Source organism: Methylocystis sp. ATCC 49242 (assembly GCF_000188155.2).
In the GTDB taxonomy this organism is placed as follows: domain Bacteria; phylum Pseudomonadota; class Alphaproteobacteria; order Rhizobiales; family Beijerinckiaceae; genus Methylocystis.
This window is the reverse complement of the sequence record NZ_KE124774.1, coordinates 806343-818943: the sequence shown is the minus strand read 5'-3', so window position 1 is coordinate 818943 and position 12601 is coordinate 806343. Positions and strand designations below refer to the sequence as shown.

At 64.4% G+C, this 12601-nt stretch carries 13 protein-coding genes; 7 read left to right on the top strand and 6 right to left on the bottom strand.

The features are described 5' to 3' along the window. Window positions 1-98 precede the first annotated feature (98 nt). From MET49242_RS05795 to MET49242_RS23945, 3 genes are all read left to right on the top strand, one after another. On the top strand, window positions 99-428 hold the full coding sequence (locus tag MET49242_RS05795) for a hypothetical protein (RefSeq protein ID WP_036281339.1): 330 nt from the start codon (window positions 99-101) through the stop codon (window positions 426-428). 23 nt (window positions 429-451) lie between these two features. After that, window positions 452-1444 carry a lipoyl synthase gene (gene lipA / locus MET49242_RS05790; RefSeq protein ID WP_036281337.1) on the top strand — a complete coding sequence of 331 codons (993 nt, stop codon included), beginning with the start codon at window positions 452-454 and terminating at the stop codon, window positions 1442-1444. 283 nt (window positions 1445-1727) lie between these two features. Continuing rightward, the gene (locus tag MET49242_RS23945; RefSeq protein ID WP_084678912.1) at window positions 1728-1892 is read left to right on the top strand and encodes a Flp family type IVb pilin; all 165 of its coding nucleotides are present in this window, start codon (window positions 1728-1730) and stop codon (window positions 1890-1892) included. Window positions 1893-1986: 94 nt separating this feature from the next. Here MET49242_RS23945 and MET49242_RS05785 read toward each other — a convergent pair whose 3' ends face one another. Further along, window positions 1987-2481 carry a hypothetical protein gene (locus MET49242_RS05785; protein WP_036281335.1) on the bottom strand — a complete coding sequence of 165 codons (495 nt, stop codon included), beginning with the start codon at window positions 2479-2481 and terminating at the stop codon, window positions 1987-1989. A 144-nt stretch (window positions 2482-2625) separates the two neighbouring features. Here MET49242_RS05785 and MET49242_RS05780 point away from each other — a divergent pair, with 144 nt between their 5' ends. After that, a complete protein-coding gene (locus MET49242_RS05780; protein WP_036281334.1) occupies window positions 2626-3096 on the top strand; it encodes a ubiquinone-binding protein in 471 nt (156 codons plus the stop codon). Window position 3097: 1 nt separating this feature from the next. Here the strand turns inward: MET49242_RS05780 and MET49242_RS05775 are convergent, their stop codons facing one another. The 4 genes from MET49242_RS05775 to MET49242_RS05760 form a co-directional block, all read right to left on the bottom strand. Continuing rightward, window positions 3098-3580 carry a CinA family protein gene (locus MET49242_RS05775; RefSeq protein ID WP_371212542.1) on the bottom strand — a complete coding sequence of 161 codons (483 nt, stop codon included), beginning with the start codon at window positions 3578-3580 and terminating at the stop codon, window positions 3098-3100. Window positions 3581-3598: 18 nt separating this feature from the next. Continuing rightward, window positions 3599-4021, bottom strand: a complete 423-nt coding sequence (arfB, locus tag MET49242_RS05770; protein WP_036281331.1) for an alternative ribosome rescue aminoacyl-tRNA hydrolase ArfB — start codon at window positions 4019-4021, stop codon at window positions 3599-3601. A gap of 88 nt (window positions 4022-4109) precedes the next feature. Continuing rightward, window positions 4110-5213, bottom strand: a complete 1104-nt coding sequence (locus MET49242_RS05765; protein ID WP_244430726.1) for an acyltransferase family protein — start codon at window positions 5211-5213, stop codon at window positions 4110-4112. 343 nt (window positions 5214-5556) lie between these two features. Next, complete coding sequence (locus MET49242_RS05760) at window positions 5557-6771, bottom strand: bifunctional 2-C-methyl-D-erythritol 4-phosphate cytidylyltransferase/2-C-methyl-D-erythritol 2,4-cyclodiphosphate synthase (protein WP_036281328.1); 1215 nt, start codon at window positions 6769-6771, stop codon at window positions 5557-5559. 103 nt (window positions 6772-6874) lie between these two features. Between MET49242_RS05760 and dusB the strand changes: the two genes are divergently transcribed. The 3 genes from dusB to ntrC are packed head-to-tail and all read left to right on the top strand — an operon-like array spanning window position 6875 to window position 10585. Continuing rightward, the gene (gene dusB / locus MET49242_RS05755; protein WP_036281325.1) at window positions 6875-7909 is read left to right on the top strand and encodes a tRNA dihydrouridine synthase DusB; all 1035 of its coding nucleotides are present in this window, start codon (window positions 6875-6877) and stop codon (window positions 7907-7909) included. Next, window positions 7906-9078, top strand: a complete 1173-nt coding sequence (locus tag MET49242_RS05750) for a nitrogen regulation protein NR(II) (RefSeq protein WP_036281323.1) — start codon at window positions 7906-7908, stop codon at window positions 9076-9078. Before dusB ends, MET49242_RS05750 begins: the two co-directional genes overlap by 4 nt. Window positions 9079-9106: 28 nt before the next feature. Further along, the gene (ntrC, locus tag MET49242_RS05745; protein ID WP_036281320.1) at window positions 9107-10585 is read left to right on the top strand and encodes a nitrogen regulation protein NR(I); all 1479 of its coding nucleotides are present in this window, start codon (window positions 9107-9109) and stop codon (window positions 10583-10585) included. A 38-nt stretch (window positions 10586-10623) separates the two neighbouring features. Here the strand turns inward: ntrC and MET49242_RS05740 are convergent, their stop codons facing one another. Further along, window positions 10624-12483 (bottom strand): DUF563 domain-containing protein, encoded by a 1860-nt coding sequence (locus MET49242_RS05740; RefSeq protein WP_036281317.1) that lies wholly within the window; start codon window positions 12481-12483, stop codon window positions 10624-10626. Between the last annotated feature and the right edge of the window lie 118 nt (window positions 12484-12601).

The window sequence follows — 12601 nt, the reverse complement described above, 5'->3', positions numbered from 1 at the left end:
CAGGAACAGTCGCACACTTCATGCGTTAACCATTATCGTCCGTCGGCATTCATGCCGGCGGAAGAGAGGGCCTTGGGAGTCGGTCTTAAGAGGCAGCCATGGACTCGATCCTCACCGCGGCGTTCGGCACGAACATATCCGCGAATGTTCAATTCATCGCACTCGCGCTGCTGGGCTCGATTGTCGGCTGGTTGATGGCGCGACCTTGCGCGTTCAGTTGCTGGCTTGCGACAATCGCGATGGTCGGCGTCTGGGGCGCCTGGCTGGGCGCCGAAGCGACCCACCTTCTCGGGCAGGAGCCGCGTGGCGGCCCGGGGCAGCTTTTGGCGGCCATGGCCGGGGCGGCGCTCATGGCACACGTTTGGCGTCGGCTCCATCCGCGGCCGGAGGAAGACGATCACATTGCGGTTCACCGCCCGCGCGCCTAAGTTATGGCGCACGGGGGATTGCCGTGACCGTCCTAGATCTGCTGAACAACGATCCGCGCCGAAAGACCCCGGCGGAATTGCGCCACCCCGAGAAGGCCGCCCGGCCAGACCAGCCGGTCTTGCGCAAGCCTCCGTGGATAAGGGTCAAGGCGCCGGGCTCGGCCGCCTGGGGCGAAACCAGCGCGCTGCTGAAAGGCTCAGGGCTGGCGACCGTCTGCCAGGAGGCGGCCTGTCCGAATATCGGCGAGTGCTGGGAAAAGAAGCACGCCACTTTCATGATCATGGGCGAGGTCTGCACCCGCGCCTGCGCCTTCTGCAATGTCGCGACCGGCCTGCCGGCGCCGCTGGACGCCAGCGAGCCGGGCAGGGTGGCGCTGGCCACTCGCGCGCTCGGTCTCTCTCACGTGGTCGTCACATCGGTCGACCGCGACGACCTCCCGGACGGTGGCGCTGCGCATTTCGCGCGGACCATCATGGCGATCCGCGAGACCTGTCCGGAAACGACGATAGAGGTTCTGACCCCCGACTTCCTGCGAAAGCCGGGCGCGCTGGAGCAGGTTGTCGAGGCCGCGCCAGACGTCTTCAACCACAACCTCGAGACCGTGCCCTCGCTCTATGTGACCGTGCGCCCGGGGGCGCGCTACTTTCACTCGCTGCGCCTCCTCCAGCGGGCCAAGGAGCTTAATCCGGAGCTGTTCACGAAATCAGGCATGATGCTCGGGCTGGGCGAGACCCGGAACGAGGTCATGCAGGTGATGGACGACATGCGCTCGGCGGATGTCGATTTCATCACGCTCGGTCAATATCTGCAGCCGACCCGCAAACACCATCCGGTCGCCCGTTACGTGACGCCCGAGGAGTTCGAAGCCTATAAAACAATGGCTTACGCCAAAGGGTTCACCTATGTGGCGGCGTCTCCGCTCACCCGCTCCTCCCATCACGCGGGCGAGGATTTCGAGCGGCTTCGGGCGTTGCGCGCTTCGCGGACTACAGCGGAAGGCGCCAGTCAGCCCTGATCCGCCGTTTGATCGGCGGGCGAACAGGCGTCAGCAAAGACGCCGGCGTAAAGCGCTTTTGCCCTTGCTCCCGGCGCCGAGAGCTTCCAGCCACACGCAATCCCGGCAACCAATCGGAAATCATAAAGCGAAATCGGAACAGTTATTGCGTCGACCCGGGGAAACCGCGCTCACGCATTAACCAATGCTTCGCAAGCTTGGCTGTATCCATTCACGCAGGTGAGCGGCCGACTGTTCTGGAAAGCAGCCCGCCTGATTTGAAACACGCAAGAGGAGCAGCTCCATGACGAAGTATCTCAAGACCTTCATCCGCGACGAGTCCGGCGCCACCGCGATCGAATATGGCCTCATCGCCTCGCTGATCGGCGTCGCCATCATTGCTGGCGTCCGCGCGCTCGGCACCAATCTGTCGGGCACCTTCGCGAAGGTCTCTGGTAACCTCGCCTGAGAGCTGCTCGCATCGCCGGCGGAGCGGCCGGCGGGAAGAGCTGACAATCATCCCGGCGGCGCGTCTTTTCGACTGCGCCGCCAATTTTTTGTCGCTACGCGCCGAGGGCCGAAGCGATTTCGGCGAGCGTAGCGCGTTCGGAGTCGGTGACCTTCACGCCGCCGAAGCCGAGGAAGCCCCCCTCGGTGCCCGCCTCGGCCACCATATTGGCGATGTGATTGAGCCAGTTCTTGAAAGCCTTGGCCTCGTTGGGGGTCTTCGAATTCAGGATTGCGGCGGTGCGGCCGAGTTCGGCCAGCGCGCGCGTCTTGATCTCGCCGAGCTGCGCGCCCTGGATGAGTTCCTTGACGCCGTCTCTGGCCGCCGTGCGCCCTTCTGGCGTGAGCAAATCCTCGACCACGGCCTTGATGAGTTCGTCCGCGCCGGGGTCGGCCTTGGCGGCCGCGAGCGCCTTGGCGCTGGCCAATCCCTCCTGAAGCGTGCCGATGAACCCGCTCGGATCGCCCGCACTGACCGCGAACCCCGCAAGGAGCGGGGCTTCCAAAATCTTTTTCCATTCATCCGCCGTGAAATTGGACTTGTTCGCCATGTTTCTCTCCCATCGGATTCGTGAGGAGCGACCTAAGTTCGCGTTTTCAGCAACCATTGGAAATTATAGCTCCGTCCCCGGTCGGCAAGCTTCGCCGCGCCGCGCTTTTCATCGCCCGCCCAAATGCTTTAAGAGCATCGCTTCATGAAGAGCTTTCGAAACCGCCGCCACGTCGCGCACAGCGCCGCCGACATGTTCAGACTGGTCTGCAACGTGGAGGCCTATCCGCAGTTCGTGCCGCTCTGTGAAGGCATGCGGGTGCGCAGTCGCAAGCAGACGGCGCCGGGCGTCGAAGAACTTGTCGCGGAGATGCAGGTCGGCTTCAAGGCGATATGCGAGCGCTATTCGAGCCGTGTGACCTGCGACGCAAACAAGCTCGAAGTCAGGGTCGACTATATAGACGGCCCGTTCCGGAAGCTGGACAACCGGTGGACCTTCCGGGAGGAGGCTCCGGGTCCGGACGGCAGGCCGCGCTCTCTGGTGGATTTCTTTATTGCTTATGAATTCAAGAGCATGGCCCTTGGTCTGGTCATGGGCGCGATGTTCGACAAGGCCTTTCAGAAATATGCCGACGCCTTCGCGAAGCGCGCCGACGAAGTCTACGGCCGGAGGTAAATCAGTCGGCCGCCGCCTCGATCAGCAAATCCAGCGCCTGAACGACCGCTGCGTCCCGAATCTCCCGACGGGAGAGGGGGCCGAAGCGCCGCTCCACATGCGTAACGCCCTCGCCACGTCGCGCGCAGGCGAAATGCACGAGCCCGACCGGCTTTTCCGCTGATCCGCCGCCGGGGCCAGCGACGCCCGTAATCGCCACCGCAAGGTCGGCAAGGGAGTGGTCCAGCGCGCCCTGAGCCATCGCCCGCGCAGTTTCGGCGCTCACGGCGCCATGCGCCTCGATGATTCGCTCATCAACACCCAGCATGTCGTGTTTCGCGGCGTTGGAATAGGTCACGAAGCCGCGGTCGAACGCCTCCGAGGCGCCGGGAACGTCGGTGATCGCCGCCGCGACCAGTCCGCCGGTGCAGGATTCGGCGGTCGCGATGCGTAAACGGCCGCTTTTAGCTTTTACGACAAGCATATTAGCCTTTACGTAAATCATATTTTCCATGGGAAATCCTCAATCCTGCGACGGTTTCGAGCGCAGCGCCTTCACGTCGCCGCGCAGCTTCTTGCCTTCGAGGCGCCGGATCTTCGAGCCCAATGTCGGCTTGGTCTTCCGCCGTGGCGGAGGCGGGGGCGCGGCGGCTTCGCGGATCAGATCGACGAGACGCTCGAGCGCGTCGGCGCGATTGCGCTCCTGCGTGCGATAGCGCTGCGCCTCGATCACGATCACGCCGTCCTTAGTGAGCCGCTTTCCCGCGAGGCGCTCGAGCCGCAGGCGCACGAATTCGGGCAGGTTGGGGGAGCGGCGCGCGTCGAAACGGAGGCGCACCGCCGTTTCGACCTTCTGCACATTCTGGCCGCCGGGCCCCGAGGCGCGCAGGAATTCCTCCGTGAGCTCGGAGTCGTCGAGAAATATCGTCGGCGTGATACGGATCATTTTTCAGCGCTCGGAGCGCAAAAGGCGCGCCGGCACTATCGGCAAAGGGCGGCGGCGCTTGTCAAGGCGCACTTGCCAGAGCGTTGCTTCAGAACCGGGTCGAGTGCTCCCAGTCCCGGCGGAACGGCCAGGCGTCGCCGCGCCTCTCGCTTTCGTCACCGCTCTTCAGGTACAGCGGCTGCCTCTGCGGCTCGCGGGGCAGGCGAAAGAACGCAGGCCGTTCGAACAGAAATTCTAACCGCGTTCCCTGCGTGAAACGGCGCATCGCCAGCGGGACGCTGATCGCGCTTGCGGTCACGATCAGCGCCATCAAACCGGCGTCCATGTTCAGCCCGCTTTTTACGAGCGCGACGCGCGTCATCGCCATCGGCAGGAAAAAGGCGAGGTAGACAACGATGGAGCGCGCGCCGAGCGCCGGCAGAACGGGAAGGATGCGCGCCTGCGCGAGCAGCGCCGAGAAGGCGACGACCGCGGCGGCGCCGACAAAGCCGAGAACAAGCGAAACGCCGGGCAGGGGAGCGAGGCCGTAACGCACTGCAAGCCCGTTCACGACGCCCCAGAGGAACAGCGCTGCGATCGTCTTGCGCACATTTGCGCGCGCCCGCTCCGCAAATGCGAATATCTGGGGCGCAAAGGCGTAGCCTGCGTAAAAATAGACATAGCGGGACGCGAATTCGTCGACGACCGTCGAGGGCGTCTCGATTCCCGCGATCTGAGCCATCGCGGCAAGGAAAAGCACCACGTCGACCTCGGCGCGGCGTAGCGCCTTCGTGACGACGAAGAAGATCGGCAGCAGATAGATGAACCACAGGGTGCCGAACGGCTCCACCATCGCGAAGGCGAGACCATGGAGGATCGCCAGCGGATCGGCGCCCTCCGTGAAAAGGAGCTTGGGCGCGCCCTGTATGAGCGTCCACAGCATGAAGAAATAAACGAAGTGGAGAACCTTGCGGTCGAGGTAATCGCACCACGGTCTGTCGATCGTTCGCGACAGGAAAAGCCCGCCGACGAGGAAGAAATCCGGCATGCGGAACGGCCGCGCCCAGTCGATGAAATCATTGAGCCAGCTCTCGCGGCCCAGCGATTCCTCGACGCCGAGGGTCGAATGCATCATCACGACGAGAATGATGCACCAGCCCTTGGCGTAATCGACCCAATCCACACGCTCCTGCGCGCCCGATCGAGACTGCATTGCCGCGCTCTCCGCAAAAGTATTTCGACGCATCAGCCGCGCGCCCCATCTGCGCCAAACATGCGCGGGATCAGCGCAATTGTCTTCAACTTTGCCGCAAGAGGGTAAAGTTAACCGATTTTACGTCGTTAGGAATTTGAGTGGCGCGCAAGGGATTGCGCGGAAAGGGAATTTCGATACATCCATTCTCGGTGACGCCCGCGCGCGTTAAGAACTGAGGAACGAGCCGATTCATAATCTGGCGTCGAAGGCGTCAGGACGTTCGTCTCCATCGGAGTCGCCCGCGCGAGCGGGGCGCCTTCCTCCTGCAAACGGGCAAGAATGCTTCCACCATTGCCGAAAACTACTCCGGCAGCCGCACCGTCGCGATCGCCAGCGCCGCGATGCCCTCGCGACGCCCTGTAAATCCCAGCTTCTCCGTCGTCGTCGCCTTGATCGCCACCCGGCCGACGTCCATTCCCATTATCCTCGCGAGGCTTTCGCGGATGGCGTCGCGGTGCGGACCGACCTTCGGCGCCTCGCAGACCACTGTCGCATCGATATGCGCGATCGCGCCGCCGCGATCACGCACGAGCTTGCAGGCGTGGGCGAGGAAGATGGACGAAGCAGCGCCTTTCCATTGCGGGTCGGAAGGTGGGAAATGCGCGCCGATGTCGCCCTCCGCGATCGCCCCGAGCACGGCGTCGGTGATGGCGTGCATCAGAACGTCGGCGTCGGAATGGCCGGCGAGGGCGTGCGAATGCGGAATCGCGACGCCGCCCAGCCACACCTTGTCGCCTTCGGCAAAGGCGTGGACGTCATAGCCCTGACCTGTCCGGACGTCCGGCAGGCTGGCGAGGGAAGGCTGTTTCAGCTGGTCCATGGCGCGGGCGAAATCCTCTGGCGTAGTGAGCTTGAAATTGGCCGCATCGCCCGGAAAGACATGGACGGCGTGGCCGGCCGCCTCGGCGATCATGGCGTCGTCGGTATATTCCCGCCCGCCGGCCGCGGCGGCCCGATGCGCTGCGACGATGAGATCGAAACGGAAGGATTGCGGGGTCTGCACGGCGCGCAGCCTCGCGCGGTCGGGCGTCGCGACCACGAAGCCGTTCGCGTCGATCTCCTTCACCGTGTCGGCGAGCGGCACGCCCGGCACGGCCGCGCCATGGGCGCGAGCCGCCTCGATCGCGCGAGCGATGAGGGCAGGGTCCGCGAAGGGGCGGGCGGCGTCGTGAATCAGCACGATCTCCGGCGCGCCCTCGCGGGCGATCGCCTCCAGCCCGTTGCTGACGCTCTCCTGCCGGGTAGCGCCGCCAAGCGCGGCCTCCGACAGGGCGGCGCGATCGGCGGCGTCCAGTTCCGCGACGGATTGTGCGTAAAGCTCTCGGTCGTCGGGGTGGATAACGACCTTCAGCGAAGCGTCCGGCGCGCCGGCTCGCATGGCGCGAAGCGTGCGTGCAAGCACCGTCCGGCCTTCGAGCGTTCTGTATTGTTTCGGCAAGCCTTCGCCGGCGCGCGAGCCGCGTCCGCCGGCTACGACGAGAATTGCGATCGATGGAGATCGGGTCCTGGCGAGCATCCGCGTTGTGTGTCGGTTTTCAGGCCCGGCGTCAAATACGCGCCTTCCCGCGACGAAGTGGGATATTGCAAGTGCGAAGAAGGCTGCTTATAGTGTGGGCAGGATGTATACTGCCGAAAAAATAGGCGCGGAGCCCCTCCGCGTGGGGGGCGTAACGCTCTCCGGCCGCGCTTTTCTGGCGCCGATGGCGGGCGTCACCGACCCGGCCATGCGCCGTATCGCCGAACGTTATGGCGCCTCGGTGACGATCAGCGAGATGATCACCGCCGCCGGCGTCGCGCGCGGCGACCGGGAAACGGCGCTGCGGTTGAGCGGCTCCAACGATGAGGCAAATTCGGCGCCGCGCGTGATTCAGATCGCGGCCCGAGACGCGACGGAGATCGCCGCCGCCGCCCGCCACGCCGAAGCGGCGGGGGCTCAATGGGTCGACATTAACATGGGCTGTCCCTGCAAGCGCGTCACGGGCGGACTCGCCGGCGCCGCGTTGATGCGCGATCTCGATCAGGCCACGTCGCTGATCGCCGCCGCCCGGGCCGCCATACGCATTCCGTTAAGCATAAAAATGCGCCTTGGATGGGATGACGCGTCGCGTAACGCACCCGAACTGGCACGTCGCGCGGAGGGCGAGGGCGCGGCGCTTGTCACGGTGCACGGAAGAACCCGCCAGCAATTCTACACGGGCCGCGCGGACTGGGCGGCGATCGCCGCCGTGAAGCAGGCGGTCAAAATCCCGGTGGTCGCCAACGGCGATTGCGCGAGCGCCGGGGACGCCGCGGAGATGCTGCGCGCATCCGGCGCCGACGCCGTGATGGTCGGCCGCGCGGCGCAGGGCCGTCCGTGGCTCGTAGGCGACATCTCGCATTATCTGGCCACCGGCCGGCTGCGTCCGCAGCCTTCATCGAAAGAGCGCGGCGCAATTGCGCGCGAACATCTCGAAGGGTTGCTGTCGCAAATGGGGCAGGCCGGCCTGCGCCACGCGCGCAAGCATCTTGCCGCCTATGTCGACGAAGCTTTCGGCGGCGCCTGCGAGCAGGTCTCCCAACTTCGCCGCGCGCTCGTCACCACAAACTCGCCGGAAGAGGCGGGGCGTCTGATCGACGCGATTTTCGCCACGCAGGAGAGCGAGGCCGCTGCATGAGCATTTCCGATCGTTTCGGCGGGGACGGCCTGACGCGAAAAGGGATCGCGCCGCTCAAGATGCTCGACGGACAGAGTCGCGCAGCCGTGCTGGAGGCGTTGCCGAACGCGATCCTGACCGTCGCCCGAGATGGGACGATCGAGGACGCCAACGCCGCGGCGGAAGCCTTTTTCGAACTCGGCAAGCCGCTGCTCATCGGCCAGAACATCGACAAGCTGCTGCCCTTCGGCTCGCCGCTGATCACGCTGATCCAGCAGGTGCGCGAGCGCGGCGCGACGATCAATGAATACAAGGTCGACGTCGGCCGCCCGGGTCAGGACAGCGAACGCCGCGTCGACGTCCACTGCGCGCCATTGCCGGATGGCGACGGACTTGTGCTCGTCGTGCTGCAAGAACGTACAATTGCCGATAAAATAGACAGACAGCTTAGTCATCGCGGGGCAGTTCGCTCTGTTTCGGGGCTCGCCTCGATGCTGGCGCATGAAATCAAGAACCCTTTATCGGGAATTCGTGGCGCCGCACAATTGCTGGAGCCAGGCCTCGGCGACGCCGACCGGGCGCTGACGCGGCTGATCTGCGAGGAAACGGACCGCATCGTCCGGCTCGTCGACCGCATGGAGGTCTTCTCCGACGCGCGGCCGCTGAAGCGCGAGCAGGTAAATATCCATTCCGTGCTCGACCATGTGAAGCAGGTGGCGCAGAGCGGCTTCGCGCGGCGGGTGCGTTTCGTCGAGAACTACGACCCCTCGCTGCCGCCGGTCTACGCCAACCGCGACCAACTGGTGCAGGCCTTTCTCAATCTCGTGAAAAACGCGGCGGAAGCGATTGGAGACGCGGTCGACGGAGAGATCGAGCTTTCCACGGCCTTCAGGCCGGGCGTAAGTCTGCGCGCCATGGGGGAAAAGAGCCCCGTTGGCCTGCCGCTGGAATTCTGTGTGCGCGACAACGGTCCCGGCGTGCCCGACGACATCGCCGCGCATCTCTTCGACCCCTTTGTCACAACGAAGTCTTCGGGGACTGGCCTCGGTCTTGCACTGGTTGCGAAGATCGTCAACGACCACGGCGGCATTATTGAATGCGAATCCCTTCCCCGACGCACGACCTTTCGAATTTTGATGCCCATGTACCGAGTCAAGCAGTCGAACAAACAGGAGGAGCGTCGCTCGTGACGCTTCGCCACCGCGGGAGAACGCATCGATGAACCGTGGGGAAATCCTTGTCGCCGACGACGACTCCGCCATCCGGACGGTCGTCGCTCAGGCGCTGTCGCGCGCCGGCTATGAAGTGCGCACCACCGGCACGGCGGCGACGCTGTGGCGCTGGGTGCAGTCCGGCGAGGGCGACCTCGTCGTGACGGATGTCGTCATGCCGGACGAAAACGCTTTCGAACTTCTGCCGCGCATCAAGAAGCTGCGGCCGGAGCTTCCGATCATCGTCATGAGCGCGCAGAACACCTTCATGACGGCGATACGCGCCTCGGAAAGGGGAGCCTACGACTATCTGCCGAAGCCTTTCGACCTGAAGGAGCTCGTCGGCATCGTGGGCCGCGCCATGGCGGAGCCGCGAAAGAACGGCGAAGACCACCCGCCTGAAGAGATCGAGGGGATGCCGCTCGTCGGCCGCTCCCCGGCGATGCAGGAAATCTACCGCTCTCTCGCCCGCCTGATGCAGACCGACCTTACAGTAATGATCAACGGCGAATCCGGCACCGGCAAGGAGCTCGTCGCGCGCGCGCTTCACGATTACGGAAAGCGTAAAAAGGGGCCCTTCGTCGCCGTCAATATGGCCGCAATCCCTCGCGACCTTATCGAGAGCGAGCTGTTCGGCCATGAGAAGGGAGCCTTTACGGGCGCAAACCAGCGCTCGGCCGGCCGATTCGAACAGGCGGAGGGCGGCACGCTGTTCCTCGACGAAATCGGCGACATGCCGATGGAGGCGCAGACACGTCTGCTGCGCGTGCTGCAGCAGGGCGAATATACGACGGTCGGCGGCCGCACGCCGATCAAGACGAATGTCCGCATCATCGCCGCGACCAACAAGGATTTGCGGATCCTGATCCAGCAGGGCCTGTTCCGCGAGGATCTGTACTTCCGCCTCAACGTGGTGCCGCTGCGCCTGCCGCCGCTGCGCGAGCGCACAGAGGACATTCCCGATCTCGTGAACCACTTCTTCAAGGTGGCGGTGAACGAAGGTCTGCCGCAAAAATACATCGAGCAGGCGGCGCTCGACCGCATGAAGAAATATCGCTGGCCGGGCAACATCCGGGAGCTGGAAAATCTCATCCGCCGGCTCGCCGCGCTGCATCCGCAGGAGATGATCTCGGAAGCGCTGGTCGAGGTCGAACTCGATCACGAGTTGCGGCAGGCGACGAATGGCGAGAAGGCGGCGGCCTCGGGGGGCGCTCTGCCGCCGCGCGAGCTGGAGCACGGACAGACGCTGGCGACATCGGTCGAGCAGCATCTCGCCAAGCTATTTCGCGATTGCGGCGACGGCCTGCCGCCGCCGGGCCTCTATCACCGCGTCATCCGCGAGATCGAGATCCCCCTGATCTCCGCGGCCCTGGCGGCGACGCGCGGCAACCAGATCAAGGCCGCGGAGCTTCTGGGCCTAAATCGCAACACGCTTCGCAAGAAAGTCAACGATCTCGATATCCGCCTGATGCGGTCGCCGCGATAAGCCTCTGCGGGCGGGCGCTGTCGCGGCGCCCGCAGACGCTATATCAGCGAGCGGACAAGAGCCGCTATCTTGTCGACCGGCGCTTCGAAGTCGAAGTCTTCCCCGGCGCGGGCGTTCCTTTCCGGCAGGGACGATTCGATCATTACCCGCGAGAATTTCAGCCTGCAAAGGTGCGATATGTAGAGGTATTCATTCGAGGCATAATTGCTGGTGGAGATTTCGACGACATGTGCGCCGGGGGGCAGGAAGGGCGCGTTCCAGAGAGCGGCGCCGAACTGCCCGACGACCAGTTTCGCCCCGGACATGAGGCGGATTTGTTCCCCGAGCGTCATGCGGTGGGTGAAAACCGTGCGAACGCCGATCTTTTCCAGCGCCGCGGCCAACACTTCCTCGTTGCTCATGCGACGCGAAGACGGAAAACCCATCCTGCTCAGGAACAGGCGCTCGGGACCCGAACCTTCCTCCGCCGGCAGGGCGAGTTCCTTGAGACGGTCGAGGAAATCGACCGACAAGCCGGAAGGAGCCATATTTGCAAAGGTCGCGAGCGGAGAGGGATAGATCAGCCGCTCGCTTCGCACATAGCGCGCGCCGCTTTCGACGATGCAGGCGGCGGGCGCGCCCAGCGCTAGGATTTCCGCGCGCTGCCGGTCGGTGAGCGGCGGGCAAAGCAGCTTGAGACGACCGGCTTTCAGCTCATCGAGAACGAGATAGACCGAGAGCAGCGAATTCATCAGCCAATGGCCGTAATTGCAGCGGCTCGCCCACGACGTGCATAGCATGAGCGGGACGTCGGCATGCAAAACCACTTCCTCGCCGGCGCGGCGAACCCTCGCGTATCGCCCGGCGAGCGGGAATATGTCCGCCGCGCGGCGTCGGCCACCCGGCGACAAAATGGTAGTGAAGCTGGAATCGCCCCAGGCCTTGCCGCCATCGAACATCACGACGCCGTTTTCGATGTCGGCGCAGGCGTCGCGGAAGGCGGCGAGATAGATCGGCGGCGCGGTCCAGGCGAGGCTTTTCAGCAGGTCGCGGAATTTCGTCAGGTCGGCGCCGATCGAAATCTCCCGAATGAAGGAGGGCGACGCGTCATGTGATTCCCGGTCGGCGACGACCGAAATCGAGAACGTTCCGTCCAGGGGCGCGGAGAGCAGCGCATCGCGATTGACCGGCGCGCCCTCGAGCAACGATCCCACCCCGCAGCCTGAGGCGTCATGGCGGCAGAGCGCGATTGGATAGATCAGGTCCATGCCCGATTCGCTGGTATCCGGATCGAACCTCCATTGAACGCGTGCTTCCCGCTCTCCATGCTTGAGAAAATGCGCGCGCCCCGAGCGGATTTCGCCATTCGCGACCGCCGCGGCCACGTCCGGATTCGCCGCGAGATAGGCCTGTTCGTCAAATGACTCCCGGGTCGCCAGTTCGGTGCAACCGAAGGCGCCGTCCATGACGCGCTTCAGCTCGGCGAACAGCTCGGAGGCGCCGATCATTCGATTGACCGCTCGCGCAAGAATGGGGTTGCGCGCCGTTATCGCAGAGACGGCTCGCCGTCGTAACGACGCCTCGACGTCCTCCATCAGCCGTTCGAAATCGACGACGCCGTCCGGCCTGTCGAAAGCCTCGCGAATGAACGCCTGCAGCGAAGCCAGCGCACGGATGTCGCCTTTTGCGCGCAGAAACAGGAGATTCAGCGCAAGCGCGGCGCGAACACGGGAAACATGGTCGAGGACCGTGTCGACGTCTTTCGCGCTCAGCGCGAACGATCCGAGATCAGCGTCCGCGGCGGGCTTTTCTACGATCTGGCGAATATGCGTCGCGACAGCCGCGGGGGAGGGAGGCTGAACGATCGTTCTTCGTCGGCGCAGGCCTGCGAACGCCTTCTGCAAGCTGGAGAGAGCCATGGTCAATGTGCGTCCGGCTGCCGGGGCGCCGGCCGGGCCGCGAAAATGACATGGCGATTGAAAACATGGATCAGGGGACAAGCAAAGAATGTCATGGCGCCTCTCCCGCGGAATGGCA